Source organism: Pseudomonas sp. rhizo25, assembly GCF_031931935.1.
In the GTDB taxonomy this organism is placed as follows: Bacteria; Pseudomonadota; Gammaproteobacteria; order Pseudomonadales; family Pseudomonadaceae; genus Aquipseudomonas; species Aquipseudomonas synxantha.
Genome location: NZ_JAUJXA010000003.1, coordinates 111635 through 135036, shown reverse-complemented (window position 1 = coordinate 135036; position 23402 = coordinate 111635). Strand labels below are relative to the sequence as shown.

The 23402-nt window shown below is 60.1% G+C and carries 21 protein-coding genes; 15 read left to right on the top strand and 6 right to left on the bottom strand.

The window, feature by feature from the left end; translation table 11 throughout:
* The first annotated feature begins 6 nt into the window (after positions 1 to 6).
* The 3 genes from QZR30_RS07635 to QZR30_RS07625 all read left to right on the top strand — a co-directional run bounded on the left by QZR30_RS07635 (position 7) and on the right by QZR30_RS07625 (position 3304).
* Positions 7 to 495: a GFA family protein gene (locus QZR30_RS07635; RefSeq protein WP_046068376.1), complete on the top strand. Its 489-nt coding sequence runs from the start codon at positions 7 to 9 to the stop codon at positions 493 to 495.
* 177 nt (positions 496 to 672) lie between these two features.
* Entirely contained in the window at positions 673 to 2496 is a 1824-nt protein-coding gene (locus tag QZR30_RS07630; protein WP_311903138.1) for a serine hydrolase domain-containing protein, read from the top strand.
* A 16-nt stretch (positions 2497 to 2512) separates the two neighbouring features.
* Positions 2513 to 3304, top strand: a complete 792-nt coding sequence (locus QZR30_RS07625; protein ID WP_068967316.1) for a MipA/OmpV family protein — start codon at positions 2513 to 2515, stop codon at positions 3302 to 3304.
* Between the two features lie 58 nt (positions 3305 to 3362).
* Here the strand turns inward: QZR30_RS07625 and QZR30_RS07620 are convergent, their stop codons facing one another.
* Both QZR30_RS07620 and QZR30_RS07615 read right to left on the bottom strand, forming a co-directional pair.
* Positions 3363 to 4640 (bottom strand): ATP-binding protein, encoded by a 1278-nt coding sequence (locus tag QZR30_RS07620; RefSeq protein ID WP_311903137.1) that lies wholly within the window; start codon positions 4638 to 4640, stop codon positions 3363 to 3365.
* The gene (locus QZR30_RS07615; RefSeq protein WP_043050936.1) at positions 4641 to 5348 is read right to left on the bottom strand and encodes a response regulator; all 708 of its coding nucleotides are present in this window, start codon (positions 5346 to 5348) and stop codon (positions 4641 to 4643) included.
* 157 nt (positions 5349 to 5505) lie between these two features.
* Between QZR30_RS07615 and QZR30_RS07610 the strand changes: the two genes are divergently transcribed.
* On the top strand, positions 5506 to 6705 hold the full coding sequence (locus tag QZR30_RS07610) for an MFS transporter (RefSeq protein WP_311903135.1): 1200 nt from the start codon (positions 5506 to 5508) through the stop codon (positions 6703 to 6705).
* On the opposite strand, the gene QZR30_RS07605 is transcribed toward QZR30_RS07610, so the two are convergent.
* Complete coding sequence (locus QZR30_RS07605; RefSeq protein ID WP_311903134.1) at positions 6661 to 7263, bottom strand: tRNA-(ms[2]io[6]A)-hydroxylase; 603 nt, start codon at positions 7261 to 7263, stop codon at positions 6661 to 6663. The genes QZR30_RS07610 and QZR30_RS07605 overlap by 45 nt on opposite strands.
* Positions 7264 to 7410: 147 nt before the next feature.
* Between QZR30_RS07605 and QZR30_RS07600 the strand changes: the two genes are divergently transcribed.
* Complete coding sequence (locus QZR30_RS07600) at positions 7411 to 8274, top strand: universal stress protein (RefSeq protein ID WP_043050938.1); 864 nt, start codon at positions 7411 to 7413, stop codon at positions 8272 to 8274.
* A gap of 38 nt (positions 8275 to 8312) precedes the next feature.
* Here the strand turns inward: QZR30_RS07600 and QZR30_RS07595 are convergent, their stop codons facing one another.
* Positions 8313 to 8783 carry a DUF1289 domain-containing protein gene (locus QZR30_RS07595; RefSeq protein ID WP_046068382.1) on the bottom strand — a complete coding sequence of 157 codons (471 nt, stop codon included), beginning with the start codon at positions 8781 to 8783 and terminating at the stop codon, positions 8313 to 8315.
* A 396-nt stretch (positions 8784 to 9179) separates the two neighbouring features.
* Here QZR30_RS07595 and acnB point away from each other — a divergent pair, with 396 nt between their 5' ends.
* Positions 9180 to 11789: a bifunctional aconitate hydratase 2/2-methylisocitrate dehydratase gene (gene acnB, locus QZR30_RS07590; protein ID WP_034119870.1), complete on the top strand. Its 2610-nt coding sequence runs from the start codon at positions 9180 to 9182 to the stop codon at positions 11787 to 11789.
* Between the two features lie 569 nt (positions 11790 to 12358).
* Here acnB and QZR30_RS07585 read toward each other — a convergent pair.
* Positions 12359 to 13636, bottom strand: a complete 1278-nt coding sequence (locus QZR30_RS07585; RefSeq protein WP_046068384.1) for a serine/threonine transporter — start codon at positions 13634 to 13636, stop codon at positions 12359 to 12361.
* 478 nt (positions 13637 to 14114) lie between these two features.
* On the opposite strand from QZR30_RS07585, the gene QZR30_RS07580 reads away from it, so the two are divergent.
* The 7 genes from QZR30_RS07580 to QZR30_RS07550 all read left to right on the top strand — a co-directional run bounded on the left by QZR30_RS07580 (position 14115) and on the right by QZR30_RS07550 (position 20231).
* Positions 14115 to 14615 carry a DUF4822 domain-containing protein gene (locus QZR30_RS07580; protein WP_056846179.1) on the top strand — a complete coding sequence of 167 codons (501 nt, stop codon included), beginning with the start codon at positions 14115 to 14117 and terminating at the stop codon, positions 14613 to 14615.
* A 72-nt stretch (positions 14616 to 14687) separates the two neighbouring features.
* Positions 14688 to 15122: a hypothetical protein gene (locus QZR30_RS07575; RefSeq protein ID WP_311903133.1), complete on the top strand. Its 435-nt coding sequence runs from the start codon at positions 14688 to 14690 to the stop codon at positions 15120 to 15122.
* A gap of 179 nt (positions 15123 to 15301) precedes the next feature.
* Positions 15302 to 16255, top strand: coding sequence for a 2-hydroxyacid dehydrogenase (locus tag QZR30_RS07570; protein WP_311903132.1), 954 nt, complete (start codon positions 15302 to 15304; stop codon positions 16253 to 16255).
* Positions 16256 to 16384: 129 nt separating this feature from the next.
* Complete coding sequence (locus tag QZR30_RS07565) at positions 16385 to 17452, top strand: phosphotransferase family protein (protein WP_311903131.1); 1068 nt, start codon at positions 16385 to 16387, stop codon at positions 17450 to 17452.
* A 21-nt stretch (positions 17453 to 17473) separates the two neighbouring features.
* Positions 17474 to 18241 carry an SDR family oxidoreductase gene (locus QZR30_RS07560; RefSeq protein WP_043050946.1) on the top strand — a complete coding sequence of 256 codons (768 nt, stop codon included), beginning with the start codon at positions 17474 to 17476 and terminating at the stop codon, positions 18239 to 18241.
* Between the two features lie 70 nt (positions 18242 to 18311).
* Positions 18312 to 19745 carry a MocR-like pyridoxine biosynthesis transcription factor PdxR gene (gene pdxR, locus QZR30_RS07555; protein ID WP_311903129.1) on the top strand — a complete coding sequence of 478 codons (1434 nt, stop codon included), beginning with the start codon at positions 18312 to 18314 and terminating at the stop codon, positions 19743 to 19745.
* Positions 19746 to 19829: 84 nt separating this feature from the next.
* Positions 19830 to 20231 carry a cupin domain-containing protein gene (locus QZR30_RS07550; RefSeq protein ID WP_311903128.1) on the top strand — a complete coding sequence of 134 codons (402 nt, stop codon included), beginning with the start codon at positions 19830 to 19832 and terminating at the stop codon, positions 20229 to 20231.
* 215 nt (positions 20232 to 20446) lie between these two features.
* Here the strand turns inward: QZR30_RS07550 and QZR30_RS07545 are convergent, their stop codons facing one another.
* A complete protein-coding gene (locus tag QZR30_RS07545) occupies positions 20447 to 21076 on the bottom strand; it encodes a DNA-3-methyladenine glycosylase I (RefSeq protein WP_059397861.1) in 630 nt (209 codons plus the stop codon).
* Positions 21077 to 21307: 231 nt separating this feature from the next.
* On the opposite strand from QZR30_RS07545, the gene QZR30_RS07540 reads away from it, so the two are divergent.
* Both QZR30_RS07540 and QZR30_RS07535 read left to right on the top strand, forming a co-directional pair.
* Positions 21308 to 22618, top strand: a complete 1311-nt coding sequence (locus QZR30_RS07540; RefSeq protein ID WP_043051317.1) for a C4-dicarboxylate transporter DctA — start codon at positions 21308 to 21310, stop codon at positions 22616 to 22618.
* 81 nt (positions 22619 to 22699) lie between these two features.
* Positions 22700 to 23401 (top strand): FadR/GntR family transcriptional regulator, encoded by a 702-nt coding sequence (locus tag QZR30_RS07535; protein WP_046068392.1) that lies wholly within the window; start codon positions 22700 to 22702, stop codon positions 23399 to 23401.
* Position 23402: the final 1 nt, after the last annotated feature.

Genomic DNA, 23402 nt, shown 5'->3' with positions numbered 1-23402 from the left:
CGCCCCATGCAACTCGAAGGATCCTGCCATTGTGGCGCTGTGACATTCAGCCTGACCAGCGCCCACCCCTACCCTTACCAGCGCTGCTACTGCTCGATCTGCCGCAAGACCCAGGGCGGCGGCGGTTATGCGATCAACCTCGGCGGTGATGCCAAGAGCTTGAAGGTACGCGGGCGCAAGCAGATTTCCATCTACCACGCCAAGCTCAAGCCCGAGGGCGCCAGCCGTGCCCATGCGAGCAGCGCCGAGCGGCATTTCTGCTCCCGGTGCGGCAGCGGCCTGTGGCTGTTCAGCCCGCAGTGGCCGGAGCTGATCCACCCGTTTGCCTCGGCCATCGACACGCCGTTGCCGGTGCCGCCGGAACACACGCACCTGATGCTGGGCTCCAAGGCGCCGTGGGTGGAGGTCAGTGTGCGCAAGGGTGACTTGCGGTTCGATGAATACCCTGAGGAATCGATTGCCGATTGGCATGAGCGTTTGGGACTTGTGGGTTAACAGAGGTTTGGAATGCGGGAGGGGACTTGCCCCCTCCCACAGTGTTGCGCCGTACTTAAGTAGTGTGGAGCAGTAGCCGTTAACAGTCTTTGACAGTTTCTCGACAAAGCACTCAAAGATTGTTGGCCCCCGCAGCCCTAGCATTCGAGCATCCAAATACCAATCGGGTGCTCTTCCATGTTTCGCAGATTGCGCGGTATTCCGCTGTTGGGTTGCCTGCTGGGCAGTATCGGTTGCCACTCGCAGCCGCCTGCCCCGCCGACGATTCAAAAAGGCGATTACGGCGCGATCATCCGTTACTTGCAAGCCCGCATTCCCAAGGACATGGCGCGGGAAAATGTAGCTGGCTTGTCGATTGCCCTGGTCAACGGCCAGGAGCTGATCTGGGCCCGTGGCTTTGGCTTGGCCGATAAGGCCCAAGGGGTGCCGGTCACTGCCAATACGGCGTTTCGTGCCGGCGGCATCTCCAAACTGATCACCGCCACCGCGGCGTTGCAACTGGTAGAGCAACAACGCCTGGCACTGGATGCGCCGATCCAGCAAACCCTGCGCGAATTCTACGTACGCTCACGCTTTCATAGCGATCAAACCGACGCTGATCGTGCGATCACCTTGCGGCGCTTGCTCAGCCATCAATCCGGTCTACCCAGCGAACACCTGCGCGACCTTCGCAGCACCTACGCCATGGGGCAGATGCCGATGCGCGTATCGGGCGTGTGGCTGAGCAGCCTGCCAGGTTCCCAGGTGGCTTATTCCAACCTCGGTTATTCACTGGTGGGCGCCGCCATCGAACGCAGCAGCGGCAAAAGTTTCGAAGCCCAACTGCAAAGCAGCCTGCTCAAACCCTTGCAGATGAATCAGTCCAGTTTCCTCGGCACCGGCGCGCAATTGAGCTTTCGCGCCTTGGGCTATGAGGACGGCAGTGCGAGCACCGACGCGCAGGTGCGCGACCTCGCCGCTGGCGGCCTGTGGGCCAGCCCCAAGGACCTCAGCCACTATGTGCAGATGCTGTTCGCCAAAGGCCGCTACGAAGGCAACCAGGTGCTGGAAAGCGCATCGATTGACGCGATGTTCACCCAGCAAAATACCGGCAACGCCCTGGACTTCGACTGCCAGATGGGCCTGGGCTGGTTCCTGGCGCCCTGCGGTGACGAGCCGATTGGTCCGGGCGTGCGTACCTATCAGCACAGCGGTGGCGGTGACGATTTCGCCGCGCAATTGACCCTGCTGCCGGACCAGCAACTGGCCGTGATCATCATGGCCAACGACAGCAATGCCGAAGAGATGGTGGTGTCGCTGTCCACCGACAGCCTGCGCCTGATGCTTGAGGCCCAGACCGGAAAACCCGTCTGCGCCGACGACTGCCATGCCCCCAGCCACGGCCTCAAGCTGCGTCATGTACCGGCAGCCATTGACCGCAAGCGCCTGGCCGGGTTCTACGCGACCGCCTGGGGCGTGTTCCGCATCAAGGATGACCATGAACGCCTGGCGGGTGAACTGGCCGGCTATGACTTCGAGTTATTGCGCGATGACCAAGGCTGGTTGCGCGCGCAGAAAAAGGTCCTCGGTTTCTGGCTCAAGGACCTGGGCGACCTGGGCCGCATCCAGCTTGATGTAGTGAAAGTACAAGGCCGGCAGATACTCACTGCACGCAGTCACGGCCAGCGCATCGCCATTGGCGAGCGCATCGAGGCACCGCCCTTGCCCACGGCCTGGGCCGACACTATCGGCACCTACCAAGTGCTTAACACCCATGAACCCGACGCGCCATTGAGCGGCATCAGCGTGCGCCTGGAAGAGGGCTTCCTGGTGATTCGCGGCCAATTGCATGACGAGCCGCTGACCGACTACATCCTGCTGCCCGTGGACAACGCCCATGCGGTGTTGGCCGGCAGCGGCTACGGCCTGGGAGACACCGTCAGCCGCCAGATCAATGGCCTGAGTGCCTCGGGCTACTCCTTCAAACGTACGCATTCCCCCAACACCCCCCTGAATTTCTAACCAGGAGCATTCCCTGATGTACCCAAAGAACCTGTGCCTGTCATTCACCTCCTTGTGCCTGCTGGCCACTGCCGGCACGGCCCTGGCCGAAGACTGGCAATACAGCCTCAAGGCCGGCGTAGCCAATGCGCCGCGCTACAGCGGTAGTGACGAACGCATGACAGCCCCCGTGCTGGGCGGCAAAATCATCAGCCCCTGGGGCATCTTCCTCGACACCGACACGGGGCTGGGCTGGGGCTATGAAGGCAATGCCTTGAGCCTCAGCGCTTACGTCGGCGCAAGCGATTCTCGTAAAGATAAAAACCAAAGCATGCACGCCGGCTCCAAACGCCTCAAAGGCATGGGCGAGATCAAATCACGCCCGCAACTGGGAGTGAGCGCGGCCTATAACCTCGGTGGCGTGATCATCGGCGCCAGCCTGGAACACGCGCTCAAGGAAGATGACCACAAAGACACCGGCAAGGCCTACACCCACCTGGAGCTGAGCCTGGGCACCAACCTGTATGAAGGCCGCTTCGGTTCCGTCGATGCCAGCCTCAATAGCCATTTCGGCGACCGCGACTACCTGCAGACCTGGTACGGCGTGACCACCGGCCAGGCCGCCCGCAGCCGCTTCAAGGAATATAAGGCCGCAGGCGGCAATATCAGCAATGGTATGAACCTGGTGTGGAGCTTACCGATCAACGAGCACACTCAGTTCTCCACCTTGCTGGATGTGCAGTACCTGGCGGATAAAGCGGGCAAGAGCCCGATTGTAGAGCGGCGCTTGCAGACGTCGGTGATGGGGATGGTGGAATACACCTTCTGATTCAAGTTGGTAACCCAATCAAATTGTGGGAGGGGGCTTGCATAGTATTCAAAAGGTGTTACTCGGCATAAGCCCAGGTCATCCGGAATGACGCCCCGCCCCACTCCGAATCCAGCACTTGCACCTGCCCGCCATGCCATTGGCTCACGCGCTTGACCAGCGCCAGCCCCAGGCCAAACCCGCCGGTGCGGCGGTCGCGGCTGGTGTCGAGGCGCAGGAAGGGTTCGAAGATCTTGGTGCGGCCTTCCAGCGGTACGCCCGGGCCGTCGTCATTGACCCGCACTTCGTAACCGCTGCCGAACTTGACCAGCGACACTTCCACACGGCGGTCGGCATAACGAATGGCGTTGCGCAACAGGTTGATCACTGCGCGCGCCATAAAGCGTGGCTCGATCCGGATAAAGTCGACCTCACAGGTGCGCAGCGACAACTGCACCCCTTCCGCCTCGGCCTCCAGGGCCACGCTGCCGATGACGCTGTCGAGCCAGCTGTGGGCCTCGATATTCTCGCGGGTCACCTGGGTGGCGCCACGCTCCAGGCTGGCATAGGTCAACAGCTCGGAGACCATTTCCTCCAGCTCGCCCAGGTCGGAATACATATCGCTGATCAGCTCACGGCTCTGGCGTGGGTCGCTTTGCTGCCTGAGTTGATCGAGCTCGAACGACAAGCGCGCAATGGGTGTGCGCAATTCATGGGACACGGCGTTGGTCAGCTCGCGCTGGTTGGCGATCAGGCTTTCGATGCGCTCGGCCATCTGGTTGAAGTGCCCGGCCAGTTCGCGCACGGTGGAACGACGCGGCAGCAGGATGCGCGAACCGAGATCGTTGTCGCCAAAGCGCTGCGCGGCCAGGCGGATGTGCTCCAGGTCGCGCCAGTGCGGACGCACCCAGAAATACAGAACGATGGCCAAACTCACGCCGAGGAATCCATAGGCCCACAGGTACAGCCAATTGGGCTCTTCCGGCAGTTGGATCTCGAGCAATTGCGGGCCGTCGTCGATAGGCGCCAGGAACTTCATGAAGTCCTCGCGCACCACCACCTGGTCATTGGCCAGAAGCTTCTGTTCGCGCTCGCTCAGGTGCTGGGCGTCACGCGGCACCAGTTTCAGGCGCAAGCCATAATGCGGTTGCAGCTCGTCCAGGCGTGCCTGGCGCGCTTCACCCTGCACCGGCCGCAGTTGCTCCACCAAAGCCCAGGCCGGGCCGCGCAGGGCTTCACGGTTATAGGTCTCGTTGGACTCTGGCATGTACGCGTCCAGGCCGTAGTTGACCAGCCAGATCGACCCGGCCAGGCCGAGCGCGAGGATGACATAGAGGCGCAGATACAATCGCAGCATCTAGGCCTCCCACGCGAACGGATTGAACAGGTAGCCCTTGCCCCAGATGGTCTTGATGCAAACCGGCTCGCGGGGGTTGTCGTTGAGCTTGCCGCGCAATTTGCTGATATAGACGTCGACGCTGCGATTGAGGCCGTCGAAGGCAATGCCGCGCATGCGATTGAGGATGTCATCGCGCGAAAGAATCTTGCCCGAGCTGCTGGCCAGCAACCACAGCAGCTCGAACTCCATGGTGGTGAGGTCAATGTTCTCGCCACCCAGGCTGACCACCCGGCAACTGCGATCGATCGACAAGCGGCCGAACTCCAGGGCACCGCGTACCGTAGGTTCGGGCACTTGGCGGCGTTGCAAGGCGCGCAAACGCGCCAGCAGCACCGGCGGCTTGATCGGCTTGATCACGTAATCGTCAGCGCCGGACTCAAGGCCGAGGATATGGTCCAGGTCATCTTCCTTGGCGGTGAGGATCACGATGGGCGTATCCGACACATTGCGAATCTCGCGGCATACATGCAACCCGCTCTGGCCCGGCAGCATCAAGTCGAGCACGACAATCTTCGGCTTGAACTCAATGAACGCCGCCAAGGCTTTATCGCCCCGGTGGACCACCCGTACCTCAAAACCATGTTGCGATAGAAAATGTGCGATCAGCCCTGCCAGCTTCTCATCGTCCTCAACGAGCAGGACCTTGCCCAGACCCAGGTTTTCCATAAGTTCTCAGTGTGGATAGGCGGATTGAAGTGTGGGCATTATAGGTGGCAAGCTGGCCAACAGAAGCCGCTGGCCAGTACGCACCGACGAAGCTTCATGCTTTTAAGAGTTTTTAACAAATAACCTGCAATCTTTTACGCCATTCACAGGGAGTTCCATGCGCAAGGATTACCTGGCGTTCTTCGTTTCGCTGTTCCTGTCACGGTTGGGCGACCAGATCCTGTTGTTCATTGTGCCGCTGATCGTGTTCCAGACCACCAATAGCGCGTCATTGGCGGGCCTGGCGTTTTTTGTCGAGTCGCTGCCGCGCTACCTGGCGTTTCCGGTGTGCGGAGCGCTCTGCGACAGGTTTTCGCCTGTACGTATCCTGCATATCAGCCAGGTGTATCGGGCGTTGGCCTGTGTGGCAGCGGTGGGGCTGTATGGACTGTTCGACGGTATCCATTGGTTGGTGATCCTGTCCGCCGTGTGCGGGGTATTGACCACCCAGGGCATCATGGCGCGCGAAGTGGTAATGCCGCATATCTTCCAGCATTACACCTACGCCAAGACCTTGTCCTACTCACAGATCGCCGATCAAAGCGGCCTGGTGCTCGGGCCGTTGCTGGCAGCATTGATGCTGGAGGTCTGGGCGTGGCCCTGGGTAGTGCTCGGTGTCGCCGCACTGTTCGTGCTGGCAGACCTGGCAATGCTGGCCTGGCAGCGCAACACCACGGTGAACCTGCAGCTCCATGAGCAGCACCCGGGAATCTGGCTGCAACCCCTGCGCACCGCGTTCGGCCACATCCGCAGCCGGGTGGAGTTGAAACGCATCATCACCCTGGCGGTCGGTGTGAATCTGATTGTCGGGGTGACGCTGGCCACTTCGGCCGCGATGGTCACCGGCCATTACGCCGCCGACAAGGATGCCTACGCCCTGCTGCAAGCCGCCGGCGCGCTGGTCACCATCGTGATTCTGTTTTATCTGGCGCGCTCAGCGTTGCCGCTGAAGGTGATGGGCGGGCTGTCGTATTCGATGATTGCCGTCGGCGCGCTGATCACTGCGATCAGCCCCGGCGTTTGGGCCTACGCCGTGGGTTTCCTGCTGGTGACCGGCTTCGACAAGATGTTCAACGTATACCTGCGCAGCACCCGTCAACGGGTCATTCCAGTACAGGATTTCGGCAAGACGGTGGGTGTGATCACCTTGCTCAACAACCTGGCCCAGCCATTGGCGGGCCTGATGATTGCCGTGCTGGCAGCGCCCCTGGGCATGCGAACGGTGATCCTGCTGCTGGCCGGCATCACCGCCTTGCTCGGTGTGGCCGTGGCCTCAGGCTGGCACGCCACTGTGAAAGCGGAACTCGATGTCGGGTGATTCGATCAGCTCCTGCTCGACCGCCCTCACCCGCTCGATAACCTGGGCGATGTCCTTGGCGTCGCCATACTGGTACGCCAGCTTCAAGTAGCCCTGGAAGTGCCGCGCCTCGCTTTTCAACAGGCCGAAGTAGAACTTGGCGAGTTCTTCGTCCAGATGCGGCACCAACGCTTCGAAACGCTCGCAACTGCGTGCTTCGATAAAAGCGCCGACCACCAGGGTGTCCACCAGCTTGACCGGCTCATGGCTGCGCACCACTTTGCGCAAGCCCGACGCATAACGGCCGGCGTGCAGTTGGCGCAGCTCGACCTTGCGCTTTTTCATCAGGCGCATGACTTGCTCATGGTGCACCAGCTCTTCGCGGGCCAGGCGCGACATCATGTTGATCAGGTCAACGTGGGCGTGATACTTGGCCATCAGGCTCAGGGCGGTGCTGGCCGCTTTGAATTCGCAGTTCTTGTGGTCGATCAGCAGGGTATCCTGATCGGCAAGGGCAGCCTGCACCCAGGCGTCAGGGGTGCGGCAGCCGAGGAATTCATGGATTTCGGGCAGGTTCATCGGGCTCACGGGTAAAGGATCACAAAAGGCCGCCGATTATACCGACCCCGTCAAAGACCACCAGCCACCGGCCTTGATGTGTATCAACATGACGTCTGACGGGCAGCAACTATAGTTGTTGCATGCCCCTTCCTGGAGATCCTGATCATGCAAGCCATCCGCAGCATTCTGGTGGTCATCGAGCCCGAGCATTCGGAAAGCCTGGCCCTCAAGCGCGCCAAGCTGATCGCCGGGGTGACCGACGCACACCTGCACCTGCTGGTCTGCGACAAGAACCATGAGCATTCGGCGCTCTTGAGCGTGCTCAAGGAAGGTTTAAGGAACGACGGCTACAGCGTCTCCACCGAACAGGCGTGGAACGACAGCCTGCATGAAACCATCATCGATGTGCAGCAAGCCGAGGGCTGCGGCCTGGTGATCAAGCAACACTTTCCCGACAGCCCGCTGAAAAAGGCCCTGCTGACGCCAGCGGACTGGAAACTGCTGCGCTATTGCCCGACGCCGGTGCTGCTGGTCAAGACCGCCACGCCATGGGCCGGCGGGGTGATTCTGGCGGCTATCGATGTGGGCAACACCGACGGCGAACACCGCTCGCTGCACAATTCGATCATCGACCACGGGTTTGATATCGCCAGCCTGGCCAAGGCGCAGCTGCATGTGATCAGCGCCCACCCGTCGCCAATGCTGTCGGCGGCGGATCCCACCTTCCAGCTCAAGGAAACCATCGAGGCGCGCTATCGCGAGCAGTGCCGGGCGTTCCAGGCTGAGTTCGACGTGGACGAAAGGCACCTGCATATCAAGGAAGGCCCGGCCGATGTGCTGATCCCGCACATCGCCCATCAGTTGCAAGCGGCAGTGACCATCATCGGCACCGTGGCGCGCACCGGGATTTCCGGGGCGTTGATTGGCAATACGGCGGAGGTGGTGCTGGATGCGGTGCAAAGCGATGTGCTGGTGCTCAAGCCGCAGGAGTTGATGGATCATCTGCAAGAACTGGCAACCAAGCCCTGAAGAACAATAGAGGGCAAAATGTGGGAGGGGGCTTGCTGTCAGGTAGATAGCGCATCTTTCAAGAATCCCGGGGCGATATAGCGCTGGTAATGCGCTTCGGAGAGGATAAAGAACTCCCGATCAATGGCATCGCGCAGTTCCGGCAACGCCCAATCGCGAAACTCCGGCAACAGCACCATGCCGTACGCCTCCAGGTTATTGATCACCCGCGCCCCGCGTGCAATCAGCTGGTAGGCCCAGCAGTATTCGGACTGGTGCGGCACAAAGCGAATCTTGCGTTGCTCCAACTGCCCGCGCAGGGTCTTGGGGTCGAAGACCTCCACTTTGCCGGCCATGACCTGCACCAGCAGTTGCTCAAGCCTGCGCCAGACTGCGCGTTTTTCCTCTTCGTTATAGCCGTTCCACTGGATCACTTCGTGGTGGAAGCGCTTGCAGCCGCGGCACACGAGATCGCCGTAGACCGTGGAGCACAGGCCGACGCAGGGAGTCTTGATGGTTTGGTTGGGCATGGTCAACAACACGCAAATCAGCGAAACAGTGCGCCATGTTAGCCCTTTGTCTAAGGTTGATCACCCAGCAAACTTGGCCAGGCAACTTACCTTTAGATTTTTTTTGCCGTAGAATCACCCGGCCTTGTAAGGCGCCAATAATCCGCTGGAAGCTGTTTTCAAAGCGTCACGAGCACAGTCGTTCCTTCAGAACGGTGTTGGCGTGGGCTCGACCCGGTAGGTCAGAACCCGCGCCAACCCTCATCAGCTCCGTTCTGCAGGCGTAAAACTTTGAAAGCAGCTTCTGTAAAGGAATGACGGCAGCGCTGGCTTTGCGGCTCAAAAAGCCCCCGAGCGCATGCGTGCCGTTCATGCCTGGATGAGCGTCCCGTGGGACCACTGATGAGGGTAATAACTGTGCTTGAAGCCTACCGCAAACATATCGAAGAGCGTGCCGCCCTGGGTATCGTTCCCCAGCCGCTTAACGCCGAACAAACCGCAGGCCTGGTCGAGCTGCTGAAAAATCCTCCGGCTGGCGAAGAAGAATTCCTCGTTGACCTGATCACCAACCGCATTCCACCAGGCGTTGACGAAGCTGCCTACGTCAAGGCCGGTTTCCTGTCTGCCCTGGCCAAGGGCGAAGCCACTTCCCCCCTGATCGACAAGAAACGCGCTGTTGAACTGCTCGGCACCATGCAAGGCGGCTACAACATCGTGACGTTGGTCGAGCTGCTGGACGACGCCACCCTGGCGCCCGTCGCGGCCGCCCAGCTCAAGCACACCCTGTTGATGTTCGATGCATTCCACGACGTGGCTGAAAAAGCCCGCAATGGCAACGAGCATGCCAAGGGCGTGATCCAGTCCTGGGCCGACGGCGAGTGGTTCCGCAACCGCCCTACCCTGGCCGACAAGATCAGCCTGCGTGTGTTCAAGGTCACCGGCGAGACCAACACCGACGACCTGTCCCCTGCGCCTGATGCCTGGTCCCGTCCAGACATCCCGCTGCACGCCCTGGCCATGTTGAAAATGGCCCGTGAAGGCATCGTGCCGGACGAACAAGGCAAGACCGGCCCGATGAAGCAGATCGAAGAGATGCGCGGCCAAGGCTTCCCGATCGCCTACGTCGGTGACGTGGTCGGTACCGGTTCGTCGCGTAAGTCGGCAACCAACTCGGTACTGTGGTTCTTCGGTGACGACGTGCCTTACGTGCCGAACAAGCGTGCCGGCGGGTTCTGCTTCGGCAGCAAGATCGCTCCGATCTTCTACAACACCATGGAAGATGCGGGCGCACTGCCGATCGAATTCGACGTGACCAACATGAACATGGGCGACGTGATCGACCTGTACCCTCATGCTGGCAAAGTCTGCAAGCACGGCACCGATGAAGTCCTGACCACCTTCGAAATGAAGACCCCGGTGCTGTTGGACGAAGTTCGCGCCGGCGGCCGTATCCCGCTGATCATCGGTCGTGGTCTGACCGACAAGGCCCGTGCAGAACTGGGCCTGGGCCCTACCGACCTGTTCAAGCTGCCTGAAGCGCCTGTCGACACCGGTAAAGGCTTCACCCTGGCACAGAAAATGGTCGGCAAGGCCTGCGGCCTGCCAGAAGGCAAAGGCGTTCGTCCTGGCACCTACTGCGAGCCGAAGATGACCACCGTGGGCTCCCAGGACACCACAGGTCCGATGACCCGTGATGAACTCAAGGACCTGGCGTGCCTGGGCTTCTCGACCGACCTGGTGATGCAGTCCTTCTGCCACACCGCGGCCTATCCAAAGCCGATCGACGTGACCACCCACCACACCCTGCCTGACTTCATCATGACCCGTGGCGGTGTATCGCTGCGTCCAGGCGACGGCATCATCCACAGCTGGCTGAACCGCATGCTGCTGCCGGACACCGTCGGCACCGGTGGTGACTCCCACACCCGTTTCCCGATGGGCATCTCGTTCCCCGCAGGTTCTGGCCTGGTCGCGTTTGCCGCAGCCACTGGCGTGATGCCACTGGACATGCCGGAATCGATCCTGGTGCGCTTCAAAGGCAAGATGAAGCCTGGCATCACCTTGCGTGACCTGGTGCATGCCATTCCTTACTACGCGATCCAGGCTGGCCTGCTGACCGTAGAGAAGAAAGGCAAGAAGAACGCCTTCTCCGGGCGCATCCTGGAAATCGAAGGCCTGAACGACCTGACGCTGGAACAGGCTTTCGAGCTGTCCGACGCCTCGGCCGAACGTTCGGCTGCCGGCTGCACCATCAAGCTGTCCAAGGACTCCGTCACCGAGTACCTGAACTCCAACATCACCCTGCTGCGTTGGATGATCGGCGAAGGCTACGGCGATGCACGCACCCTGGAACGTCGCGCCCAAGCGATGGAAGCCTGGGTTGCCAACCCGGAACTGATGGAAGCCGATGCCGACGCCGAATACGCCGAAATCATCGAGATCGACCTGGCCGAGATCAACGAGCCGATCCTCTGCGCGCCAAACGACCCGGACGACGCCCGTCTGCTGTCCAGCGTTGCCGGCGAGAAGATCGACGAAGTGTTCATCGGTTCGTGCATGACCAACATCGGTCACTTCCGCGCTGCCGGTAAGCTGCTGGAGCAGGTCAAGGGCCAGCTGCCAACCCGCCTGTGGCTGTCGCCACCGACCAAGATGGACGCGCATCAGCTGACCGAGGAAGGCTACTACGGCATCTACGGCAAGGCTGGCGCACGCATGGAAATGCCGGGCTGCTCGCTGTGCATGGGTAACCAGGCACGGGTAGAGCCGAATTCGACCGTGGTGTCGACCTCGACCCGTAACTTCCCGAATCGCCTGGGTGACGGTGCCAACGTCTACCTGGCTTCGGCTGAGCTGGCGGCAGTCGCTTCCACTCTGGGTCGCCTGCCGACCGTCGAAGAGTACATGGGCTACGCAGCGAAACTGGACACCATGGCCAGCGACGTCTATCGCTACCTGAACTTCGACCAGATCGCTGAGTTCCGCAAGATCGCAGCAAGCGCCAACATCCCGGTGATTCAAGCTTAACGGTGTGTTGATGTGAAAGACGCCGCGTATCGCAAGATACGCGGCGTTTTTTATGCCTGTAATACTGTGGGAGGGGGCTTGCTCCTGATAGCAGTGGCTCAGTCAATTCATGGGTGACTGATACACCGCTATCGGGAGCAAGCCCCCTCCCACATTTGGATCTCTGTTGCCCTCGCAGGCTGTGTCAGGCGTTGAGCAAGCAGCGGATACACCAGCCAGATTGTAATTCGGCATCAGCAACACCACCAAACAACTGTGGGAGGGGGCTTGCCCCCGATAGCAGTGGCTCAGTCAATTCATGGGTGACTGATACACCGCTATCGGGAGCAAGCCCCCTCCCACATTTGGATCTGTGTCGTCCTTGCAGGCCGTGTCAGGCCTTGAGCAAGCAGCGGATACACCAGCCAGGTTGTAATTCGGCATCAGCAACACCACCAAACAACTGTGGGAGGGGGCTTGCTCCCGATAGCGGTGGCTCAGTCAATTCATGGGTGACTGATACACCGCTATCGGGGGCAAGCCCCCTCCCACATTTGGATCTGCTTAGCCCTTGCAGGCTGTGTCAGGCCTTAGGCAATCAGCGAATAGACCAATGCCGTAATGGCAACCAAGCCGACTGCCGTGACAAACACATTCGACGCCTGCCCACGGTACTTGGCCATGGCCGGAACCTTGCGGATCGCGTACATCGGCATCAGGAACAGGATCGACGCAATCACCGGCCCACCCAGGGTCTCGATCATGCCGAGGATACTCGGGTTGAGCGTGGCGACGATCCAGCACACCACCAGCATGAAGGCGGCGGTCATGCGGTCCAGGGTCTTCGGTGCCGGGCGGCGGCCGGTCTTGACCACCAGGCCCTTGAGGCCCTCGCTGGCACCGATGTAGTGGCCCAGGAACGACTTGGCAATCGCCACGAACGCAATCAATGGCGCAGCGAAGGCGATAGTCGGGTTGTCGAAGTGGTTGGCAAGGTACGACAGGATCGACAGGTTCTGTGCCTTGGCCTCGGCCAACTGCGCGGGCGACAGGGTCAACACGCAACTGAATACAAAGAACAGCACCATCGCCACCATCAGCAGGTGCGCGCGAGACAGGATCTGCGAGCTGCGCTCCTCGGCATGTACACCGTACTGGCGCTTCTGGTCCACCGCAAAGGCCGAGATGATCGGCGAGTGGTTGAACGAAAACACCATCACCGGAATCGCCAGCCATAGCGTATTAAGCAACGCCGAAGGGGCCGGCACTTCGCTGGCGGTGCTGAGAATGCCACCGTTCCAATGCGGAACCAGGTACACGGCCAGGAACAGCAAGGCGACGATAAATGGATACACCATCAGGCTCATGGCCTTGACGATCACCTGCTCGCCGCAACGCACCACGGCCAGCAAGCCGAGGATCAGCACGAACGCCAGGATCGCCCGGGGCGGCGGCATGATGTGCAACTGATGCTCCATGAAACTGCTGACGGTATTGGTCAGGGCCACGCTGTAGATCAACAGGATCGGGAAGATCGCGAAGAAGTACAGCAACGTGATCAGCGCACCGGCCTTGATGCCAAAATGCTCTTCGACCACATCGGTGATATCGGAGCCTTCACGGCCCGACAGCACGAAACGGGTCAGCCCACGGTGGGCAAAGAATGTCATCGGGAAGGCCAACAGCGCCAGGATCACCAGCGGCCAGAAGCCCCCCAGGCCCGCGTTGATCGGCAAGAACAAAGTACCGGCGCCAATGGCGGTACCGAACAGCCCGAGCATCCAGGTCGTGTCCTGGCGGCTCCAGCTTGTGAGGGTTGCAGGTGTCGTTGCATAGCGTTCGTCGACGCTATTGGCCTGATCATTCATCCGGTCGGATCTCCGCATTCACACGGCCAGGACGAGTCAGAAAAACCTGACAGGCAGCGCCCTGGCCATAACAAGGGCCGGATTGTCCGGGATTCTCTCGAATAAGCAAAGACTTAGCTGAGGAATGGCGGGGCGGCCGCCCCGATGGAACTGTTGCGCTGCGGCCCCGACAACGGCAATTAACTCTCATTGAGAAGATGCCAGGCCCGGCATGGGAGCAGAGGAATTCAAACAGCAGAGGCGTATCTGTACGTGAGTAAAAGAGAGAACACCTAAGTATCAATTAATATGAATATCCACAAGAAAAAGCCTATTTACATAACATTCAAATATTATTTTGGAAGTTACTTTTTATTACTAATGGCAGCTTTTGTTACAAGGGTTTACTCAAGCATTGAGAGCGGCCTTTATCACGTCTATATTCCAACCCAGCAAACCAAGACCGCCATAATATTAACTATCTGCCAGGTATCACTCCATGCAAAAACGCTCTGTTTTTTTCGCCATCGCACTTCTTGCAGGGTTGCTCAACCCACTCGTGGCGCAAGCACAATCGACAGCGCAATATCCTGATATACGCGCATTCGGCACATCGCCCCAATGGTTGACCACCAAAGTTTATATCGAAGGTGCGCCTGATATAGACGTCAAGGATAAGTACCCAGGCGTGGTTGGCATCTCGATGTGGGATCCCGAACGCAACCGCTATGAATTCTTTTATACCGACACTGGTCTCTCGAAATACGATCAGGGTGGTGGTGGATACTTCATGGTCACAGGCGACAGGAAGACCCATATCCTGGTGCCTGACAAAGGCCCGCACAGGAGCATCGTCAGGCGGCTGGAAGTCCTGAACAATCAGGAATTCACTTATTCGCGGGAAGTACCTCGCGACATGGTGCAAACCAACGAAAACGTACGAATCTATGTGGTGCATGCGCCTTACACGGGGCCGATAAAAACCACCCCTACCCATTAACCGTATCCAACAACACCTCCCGCGCAGTGCCCGATCACTGACTTCCCCCCCCAAAAAAGAAGATCTTCACTTATGAACAACCCGCTCAAATCACTATTAATCTCTACTGTACTGACGTCCGCCTTTTTTTCAACCGGCGTTATTGCCCAGACTGCATCACCTGCAGCCGTCAAAGAGACTGCTGCTATTACCGCAGACAATGCACTGCTACTTACAGTGTTCTTGAGGCACGATCAATCACGTTCACTGAGTGAATTGAGGGCTCAACTTCATAAGCAGGATTTCTTCAAGTCATTCCCACCACCGGGAGTAGAGGTTGTCAGCTGGAACATCACCATGGGCATCGGCCACATCATTGTGTTGCGCTTGCCCGCGTCCAAACTGGTGGCGCTCAACATGGCGCTGGAAAGTACCGCTTGGGGCCCTTATAAAACAGAGTTCTTTCCCAGCTACGATTACCGGGACATCTTCCAGGGGTTACAAAAGAAGGCCCAGGAAAGCAATTAATCCTTTGGCAACTACGCGGCGTCTCCTGGAACCGAAGCGCCGCTCCGAGATTGCCAATCGGTTCGGCGTTGGGCCCAGGCGTCTGTTCGACCAGGCAAACATTCTTTTGGCCCCCCGGTTTTAGTGCCACAAAAATCCCGCATAATCCCAGGATCGAACCCCACAGTAAGAGCTGCCCCATGCCCAACACTGTCCTGGTCCTGGTTGAAACCATCAACGAATACCTGCAAATCATCGAGAGCAACGACTTTCACGTGATCCTGGCGCCGACGCCCGCAGAGCGGGCACAGGCGATCAAGGCCCACGCAGGGCAGATCAAGGCCGTGCTGACCCGCGGGCCGCTGGGGTTGTACGCCGAGGAAATCGCAGCGCTGCCCTTGCTGGAGATCATCTGCGTGATCGGTGCCGGCTACGAGCATGTAGACCTGCAGGCGGCGAGCAACCGTGGGGTCGTGGTGACCAATGGTGCCGGGGTCAACGCGCCTTCGGTGGCCGACCACGCCATGGCATTGCTGCTGTCACTGGTGCGCGGCATTCCCCAGACCGATGCGGCCGTGCGGCGCAGCGAATGGCCGAAGGTGATGCGCCCTTCCCTTGCGGGCAAGCAATTGGGGATTCTCGGCCTGGGTGCCGTGGGCTTGGAGATCGCCAAGCGTGCCGCCCTTGGCTTCGGCATGGAGGTCAGTTATCACAACCGCCAACCCCGCGATGATGTGGATTACACCTATTGCTCAACTGCCGTAGAACTGGCTCGCACGTCCGATTTCCTGATCCTGGCCACGCCCGGTGGAGCCAGCACCCGCCACCTGATCGATAAACACGCCCTGGATGCATTGGGCCCTAATGGCTATCTGGTCAATATCGGCCGCGGCAGCGTGGTGGTAACCGCTGACCTGGTGGCCGCGCTGGAACAACGGCGTATCGGCGGCGCCGCGCTGGATGTATTCGACGATGAGCCCAAGGTGCCGGACGCCCTCAAGCGCCTGAACAATACCGTGCTCACCTCCCACGTGGCCGGCCTGTCACCGGAAGCCGCTCACGACACGGTGCAACGGGTGGCCGACAACCTGGTGGAATACTTTGCCGGCCGCCCTGTACTGACGCCGGTCCCGTTGCCAGCGCCCGCAAAATGACCAATCAGGCACGCTGATCACCCTTCAACACGCTAACCTATTAAACCGCCCCGACCTTGTTGCTGGGCGGTGGTGCGCATTAGATTAGGAAATAGTCCAAGGCCTTTAGAATAAGCAGAAGGGATAAGCATGGCGCTGAACGACCAATCGACCCAGATTCGCCCCGGCGAAGAGCTTGATGCCAGCCTGATCGATCCCTACCTCAAGGCTCATATCCCAGGCTTGCAGGGAACGCTCAAGATCAGCCAATTCCCCGGCGGCGCGTCAAACCTGACCTACCTGCTGGAATACCCGGGCCAGGAGTTCGTGCTACGCCGCCCACCGTTTGGCCACAAGGCCAAATCCGCCCACGACATGGGCCGCGAATACCGCATTCTCAATCAACTCAAGGATGGCTTCCCGTACTGCCCCAAGGCTTACGTGCACTGCACCGATGAGTCAGTGATCGGCGCCGAGTTCTATGTGATGGAACGGGTCAACGGCATCATCCTGCGCTCCGACCTGCCGGCCGAACTGGGGCTGGACGCGACCAACACTGAAGCCTTGTGCAAAAGCTTCATCGACAAGTTCGTCGAACTGCATCAGGTCGACTATGCGGCCTGCGGCCTGGCCGACCTGGGCAAGCCCGAAGGCTACGTAGCAAGGCAGATTCGCGGTTGGAGCGACCGTTACGAAAAGGCCCTGACCCCCGATGCACCAAAATGGGAAGCCGTGCGTGCCTGGCTCAATGACAAAATGCCCGACGACTACCCGACCTCCAGCATCGTGCACAACGACTATCGCTTCGATAACGTGATCCTCGACCCCCGCAACCCGATGCAGATCATCGGCGTGCTGGACTGGGAACTGACCACCCTGGGCGACCCGCTGATGGACCTGGGCAACACCCTCGCCTACTGGATCGAAGCCGCCGACCCGGCGCCGGTGCAACTGATGCGACGCCAGCCGAGCAACGCCCCGGGCATGCTCACCCGCCGCGAGTTCGTCGACTACTACGCCGAGCGCTCCGGCATCCAGATTGACAATTTCGATTTCTATTACACCTACGGTCTGTTCCGCCTGGCCGGCATTGTGCAGCAGATCTACTACCGCTTCTTTCACGGCCAGACCCAGGACAAACGCTTTGCGCAGTTCATCCATATGAACACATTGCTTGAGCAGATGAGCCTGAATGTCATCGGCAAATCCGCGCTCTGATTGCAACCACAAGGAACCCTCATGTCCAAGACCAACCTGTTCGACCTTGACGGCAAGATTGCTTTCGTTTCCGGCGCCAGCCGTGGCATCGGCGAGGCCATCGCCAAGTTGCTGGCCCAGCAAGGCGCCCATGTGATTGTTTCCAGCCGCAAACTGGAAGGTTGCCAGCACGTGGCCGATGCAATCATCGCCGACGGCGGCAAGGCTACCGCCATTGCCTGCCACATTGGGGAAATGGAGCAGATCGCCCAGGTGTTCGCCGGCATCCGCGAGCAGTTCGGGCGCCTGGATATTCTGGTCAACAATGCCGCGACCAACCCACAGTTCTGCAACGTGCTGGACACGGACCTCGGTGCATTCCAGAAAACCGTTGACGTGAACATTCGCGGCTACTTCTTCATGTCGGTGGAAGCCGGCAAGCTGATGCGCGAAAACGGCGGCGGCAGCATCATCAACGTGGCTTCGATCAACGGCATCTCGCCAGGTGTGTTCCAGGGCATCTATTCGGTGACCAAGGCCGCCGTGATCAACATGACCAAGGTGTTCGCCAAGGAGTGTGCGGCGTTCGGCATCCGTTGCAACGCGCTGCTGCCTGGCCTGACCGACACCAAGTTCGCCTCGGCGCTGGTCAAGAACGACTCGATCCTGAAAACGGCCCTGGCGCAGATCCCGCTCAAGCGCGTGGCCGCCCCCAGCGAAATGGCCGGCGCGGTGTTGTACCTGGCCAGTGATGCATCGAGCTACACCACCGGCGTGTCGCTGAATGTGGATGGGGGCTTCCTGTCCTGACATCGCCTGGGTTTCTTCGGATCGGTTTGCGCGTAACCTTGGCGCAGATCGATCTGTCCCAGGATGAAACATGGAACTGCACCTCGTCATCACCGGCCGCAAGGACCTGGCTGCCCAGCTTTACCAGCAGTTGCGCGAAGCCATCGCCACCGGGCGACTCTCGGCCGGTGCACAACTGCCTCCCAGCCGGCTGCTCGCCGAGCAACTGGGCATATCGCGCAAAACTGTCTCCGACACCTACGCTACCTTGACTTACGAAGGCCTGCTGGTCGGCAAGATTGGCCGGGGCACCTTCGTCAATGCGTGGGCGCCACAGCCCGACCGCGTGCAGAGCGCCACCGACCTGGCCTGCGCCGCCAACCTGGGCAAGTGGGCGGCACTGCCCTCGCCCATGCGCCACCCCACCGACGACAATATCCTGCGCTACGAATTTATCGGCGGCGCCACCACGCGCAATCAATTCCCCCAGGAGGAATGGCGGCGCTGCACCCAGCATGCCTTGCGCCGTATCGCCCAGCACAGTGGTTTCTACAGCCAGCCCGAAGGTTTGCCCGCCCTGCGCAGTGCCATCGCCGGGCACATCGCGTTTTCCCGCGGGGTCAAATGCCTGGACCGCGACATCGTGGTCACCAATGGCGCCCAGCAGGCCCTCGACCTGATCGCCCGTGTGGTGCTGGAGCCGGGCAGTATCGTGGCCATGGAAGACCCGGGCTACAGCCCCGCACGCCAACTGTTCGTGGCCATGGGCGCGAGCGTCGCCAGTGTGCCGGTGGACGACCAGGGCATCCGGGTCAAGGACATTCCCGAGGGTACCCGGCTCATCTACGTGACCCCGTCCCACCAGTTCCCCCTCGGCATGCCCATGAGCCAGCCACGCCGCGAAGTCCTGCTGGAACGGGCCATCGAGCTTGGCGCGATCATCATCGAAGACGACTACGACAGCGAGTTCCGCTACGCAGGCCGCCCCACCGACTCCCTGCAAAGCATGGACACCCGTGGCGTGGTGGCCTATGTCGGGACTTTCTCGAAAACCCTGCTGCCAGAGTTGCGCCTGGGCTACGCGGTGCTGCCGCCGGCGATTTATGCCGCGGTGCTCAAGGCCAAGCAACTGACCGACCAGCACTGTTCGACCCTGCCGCAATGGGCACTGGCCAAGTTCATCAGCGAAGGCTATTTGCTCAAGCATATCCGCCGCTGTCATGGTGTTTATGCCGGGCGCCGCCAACGCATCCTGCAACGCCTGGCCGGTGATCTGTCACCCTGGTTTGAAGCAGTACCCACGGTGGCCGGCTTTCACATGGCAGCGTTGTGCAAAGTGCCGGTGGATATCACGCTGCTGATAGAAATGGCACGCCAGGCCGAAGTGGGCTTGTATCCGCTGGACGTGTTCTACCACGACGCACCTGCTCGCCCGGGCCTGATCATCGGTTTCGGCGCCATTGAAACCCTGGACATCGACCCGGCGCTGGACAAGGTCCGCGACATCCTCCAGCAGATTGGCTAAGGTTTTTTCCGGCGCATTGGTCATTGGTGGCGTGCAGGCTACGGCGTAGGGTGAAGCGGTCTCGAACTACCTGGAACCCTCACCATGAAACGAATACTCGCCGCCACGCTGATGCTCGCGTCCCTCAGCGCCTACGCCCACGACCCGGTGTACAACAAGGAAACGCTCGAGGTGCTGCAAGAGCACGCCTTGACCAACGTGCCCGGCAAGAAAGTCCTCATGCTGACCGTGGATTACGCCCCCGGCCAGGCCACGGTACCCCATAGCCACACCGGTACTGCCGTGGCCTATGTGCTGGAGGGCCAGGTCACGTCGCGGGTCAACGATGAGAAGGTGATCACCTACAAAGCCGGGGAATCGTTCTACGAACCGGCGGGCTCGCGGCACTTTGAGTCAAGCAATGCCAGCCAGACCCAACCGGCGAAACTGCTGGTGGTGATGGTGATGGATGACAAGGCTGAAGTGCTCACACCCCTGCCACAGTAACCCGCCGCACCGCTGAACCAATGTGGGAGGGGGCTTGCCCGCGACGACGTCGGCCCAGCAAACATTGATGTTGGCTAAGCCACCGCTATCGGGGGCAAGCCCCCTCCCACATTTGGATCGCGGCGCATTGGCTAGATAGTCGTCGGCTGGAAAGTTGTGTAGATACCCATGTCTGACACACCGCGGTCGGGAGGCCGCCCCCTCCCACGCCCGATTCAAGGGCGCTTGAACGTGCACCGTTGCGCTTCGATGCGCGGGCGGCAAACGCAGCCTTCCAGATGATCATTGACCATGCCCATCGCCTGCATCAGCGCGTACATGGTGGTCGGACCGACAAAGGTCCAGCCACGCTTCTTCAGGGCATTGGACAGGCGCACCGAAGCCGGTGAGGTCGGATTGGCTGTCCAGTACGCAATGTCCACCACCGCCGGGCGCTCTTGCTCGGCGGGCTCGAATGCCCACAACCAGCGCGCCAGCGAGCCGGTTTCATCTACCAGCTCACAGGCCCGACGCGCATTGTTGATGGTGGAAACGATCTTGGCCCGATTGCGCACGATGCCCGGGTCACGCATCAAGCGCTCGACATCCGCCTCGCCATACTGCGCCACCCGGCGGAAATCAAAACCCTCGAAGGCCTGCCGAAAACGCTCACGCTTGCGCAGGATGGTGATCCACGCCATCCCCGCCTGGAAGCCCTCCAGGCAGATCTTCTCGTACAACTGGATGTCATCGGCCACCGGCACGCCCCACTCGTGATCGTGGTAATGGGGGTATTCGGGGGCGGCGTTGCGCCAAGAGCAATGGGCATGCCCTGCTGCGTCGGTGGTCAGTCCTGATTGGTCCATCCATCACCTCGTGTGCCGAGGGCGGATGATACGCAAAAAAATTCAAACCCCGCCAACCGCTCAAGCACCGGACTTACCGACCCACTGGTCAGACCGGGACCCGCCGACCGCCGAATATTTACTTGTGATTTGAAAAAAGCCAAGCGTAGACTGGCCGCGCACTGGACTTACCGGTAAGACCACAACAATTAAGCCCTGGAACCACCAGGGCACCGAATAGAGATCCTTCCCATGCTCAGATGGTGCTCGCGTTCGATTTTCCTGCAAGTCGTGATTGGCCTGATCCTGGGCATAGTCTGCGGCCTGGCCCTCCCCGAATTCTCCTCGCAACTCAAACCCCTGGGCGACGGCTTTATCAAGCTGATCAAAATGCTGATTGGCCTGATTGTCTTCTGCGTGGTGGTCAGCGGTATTTCCGGCGCCGGCGACTTGAAGAAAGTCGGACGCATCGGCCTCAAGTCGGTGATCTACTTTGAAGTGCTCACCACCGTTGCCCTGGTGCTCGGGCTGATCATGGCGTTCAGCACCGGCATTGGTAGCGGCGCCAATATTCATTTGGAGCAACTGTCGTCTGCTGGCTTGAACGAATTGGCCGACAAGGGCCAGCACATCAAGGGCACCAGCCAGTTCCTGATGGACCTGATCCCCAACTCGGTCATCGGCGCATTCGCCGACAACAACGTGCTGCAAGTGCTGCTGTTCTCGGTGCTGTTCGGTAGTGCGCTGAACCTGGTGGGCGAAGCGGCCAGCGGCATCTCGCGACTGATCAACGAGCTGAGCCATGTAATCTTCCGCATCATGGGCATGATCGTGCGCCTGGCGCCGATTGGCGTGTTCGGCGCGATCGCGTTCACCACCAGCACCTACGGCCTCGACTCCCTGCAACATCTGGGCAGCCTGGTTGGGCTGTTCTATCTGACCTGCTTTGCTTTCGTCGCGCTGATCCTCGGCCTGGTGATGCGCCTGTCGGGCCTGCGCATGCTGCCGCTGCTCAAGTACCTGCGTGAAGAGCTGCTGATCGTGATGGGCACCGCCTCCTCCGATGCCGTGCTGCCGCAGATCATGCGCAAGCTCGAACACTTAGGGATTGGCAGCTCCACCGTGGGCCTGGTGATCCCCACCGGGTACTCGTTCAACCTCGACGGTTTTTCCATCTACCTGACCCTGGCCATCGTGTTTATCGCCAACGCCACCGGCACCCCCTTGTCGATGACCGACTTGCTGACCATCCTGCTGGTATCGCTGATCACCTCCAAAGGCGCCCACGGTATTCCGGGCTCGGCGCTGGTGATTCTGGCGGCGACGCTCACGGCGATCCCGGCGATCCCAGTGGTCGGCCTGGTGCTGGTACTGGCAGTGGACTGGTTCATGGGCATTGGCCGTGCATTGACCAACCTGATCGGTAATTGCGTGGCTACCGTGGCGATTGCGCGCTGGGAGAAAGACATTGATATCCAACGCGCCAACAAGGTGCTGGACGGCCAGCAAGGGTATGCCTTCCAGGCCAAGAAACCGGTACTGCCGGCGCATCAGGAATTTTAATGTGGGAAGGGCTTGCCCCCTCCCACACTTTGATCTTCAACAGTTTGAACCTCGTATTCGCAACTTCAAGGAGCACACGACGTGATCAGCACTTCAACCGTCGTCAATTCAGTTGTAGAGAAACTGCGCGCCGCACTCAAGCGCGGCCAGTGGCGGCGCGGGGAAATGCTGCCCGGCCAGCGTGAATTGGCTGAACAGTTGGGCATCAGCCGTCCGAGCCTGCGTGAAGCCGTGATCGTGCTGGAAACACTCGGCCTGGTGCGCTCCATGCCCGGCAAAGGCGTCGTTGTGCTGGAAACCAGCGTCAGCGAGCCGCAATCGAGCGACGCCGTGGCCGATGCCAGCCTCGAAGACATCCTGCAACTGCGCTACACCCTCGAACCTTTTATCGTCGGCCTGGTGGCCCAATCCATCAGCAGCAAGGAAGTCGGCCAATTGCGCCTGACCTTGATGGACATGCGCGAAGCCCTGGATGCTGGCGATGCCGAAGCCGGCATGAACGCCTATATCGATTTCCACGAAGAACTGTTCGCCCTCACATCCAACCCGATTTTCCAGAATGTGGTGCAGCAAACCAGCAACGCACTCAAGCAAAGCGCACAAGTGCTGCGCAACTCGCCTGAACACCTGGCTGAGCGCCTGCGGGAAAACGAAGCCGTGGTGCGCGCCATCCGCAACAAGAACAGCGCCCTGGCCAGTGCCGAAATGCGTCGGCACATTCTTCAGGAAGGCTTGCGCATGGGCATTCGCCTGAATATCCCGGACGACCATCTGGGCAGCTGAT

What these genes read in the sequence shown, in the direction of transcription:
- QZR30_RS07635 (WP_046068376.1), top strand. Translation starts at nt 7, where the DNA reads ATGCAACTCGAAGGATCCTGCCATTGTGGCGCTGTGACATTCAGCCTG.
- QZR30_RS07595 (WP_046068382.1), bottom strand. Translation starts at nt 8,783, where the DNA reads ATGCCCAACCAAACCATCAAGACTCCCTGCGTCGGCCTGTGCTCCACG.
- QZR30_RS07625 (WP_068967316.1), top strand. Translation starts at nt 2,513, where the DNA reads ATGTACCCAAAGAACCTGTGCCTGTCATTCACCTCCTTGTGCCTGCTG.
- QZR30_RS07560 (WP_043050946.1), top strand. Translation starts at nt 17,474, where the DNA reads ATGTCCAAGACCAACCTGTTCGACCTTGACGGCAAGATTGCTTTCGTT.
- pdxR (WP_311903129.1), top strand. Translation starts at nt 18,312, where the DNA reads ATGGAACTGCACCTCGTCATCACCGGCCGCAAGGACCTGGCTGCCCAG.
- QZR30_RS07610 (WP_311903135.1), top strand. Translation starts at nt 5,506, where the DNA reads ATGCGCAAGGATTACCTGGCGTTCTTCGTTTCGCTGTTCCTGTCACGG.
- QZR30_RS07605 (WP_311903134.1), bottom strand. Translation starts at nt 7,263, where the DNA reads ATGAACCTGCCCGAAATCCATGAATTCCTCGGCTGCCGCACCCCTGAC.
- QZR30_RS07620 (WP_311903137.1), bottom strand. Translation starts at nt 4,640, where the DNA reads ATGCTGCGATTGTATCTGCGCCTCTATGTCATCCTCGCGCTCGGCCTG.
- QZR30_RS07540 (WP_043051317.1), top strand. Translation starts at nt 21,308, where the DNA reads ATGCTCAGATGGTGCTCGCGTTCGATTTTCCTGCAAGTCGTGATTGGC.
- QZR30_RS07570 (WP_311903132.1), top strand. Translation starts at nt 15,302, where the DNA reads ATGCCCAACACTGTCCTGGTCCTGGTTGAAACCATCAACGAATACCTG.
- QZR30_RS07580 (WP_056846179.1), top strand. Translation starts at nt 14,115, where the DNA reads ATGCAAAAACGCTCTGTTTTTTTCGCCATCGCACTTCTTGCAGGGTTG.
- QZR30_RS07550 (WP_311903128.1), top strand. Translation starts at nt 19,830, where the DNA reads ATGAAACGAATACTCGCCGCCACGCTGATGCTCGCGTCCCTCAGCGCC.
- QZR30_RS07600 (WP_043050938.1), top strand. Translation starts at nt 7,411, where the DNA reads ATGCAAGCCATCCGCAGCATTCTGGTGGTCATCGAGCCCGAGCATTCG.
- QZR30_RS07585 (WP_046068384.1), bottom strand. Translation starts at nt 13,636, where the DNA reads ATGAATGATCAGGCCAATAGCGTCGACGAACGCTATGCAACGACACCT.
- QZR30_RS07545 (WP_059397861.1), bottom strand. Translation starts at nt 21,076, where the DNA reads ATGGACCAATCAGGACTGACCACCGACGCAGCAGGGCATGCCCATTGC.
- QZR30_RS07630 (WP_311903138.1), top strand. Translation starts at nt 673, where the DNA reads ATGTTTCGCAGATTGCGCGGTATTCCGCTGTTGGGTTGCCTGCTGGGC.
- QZR30_RS07565 (WP_311903131.1), top strand. Translation starts at nt 16,385, where the DNA reads ATGGCGCTGAACGACCAATCGACCCAGATTCGCCCCGGCGAAGAGCTT.
- QZR30_RS07575 (WP_311903133.1), top strand. Translation starts at nt 14,688, where the DNA reads ATGAACAACCCGCTCAAATCACTATTAATCTCTACTGTACTGACGTCC.
- QZR30_RS07615 (WP_043050936.1), bottom strand. Translation starts at nt 5,348, where the DNA reads ATGGAAAACCTGGGTCTGGGCAAGGTCCTGCTCGTTGAGGACGATGAG.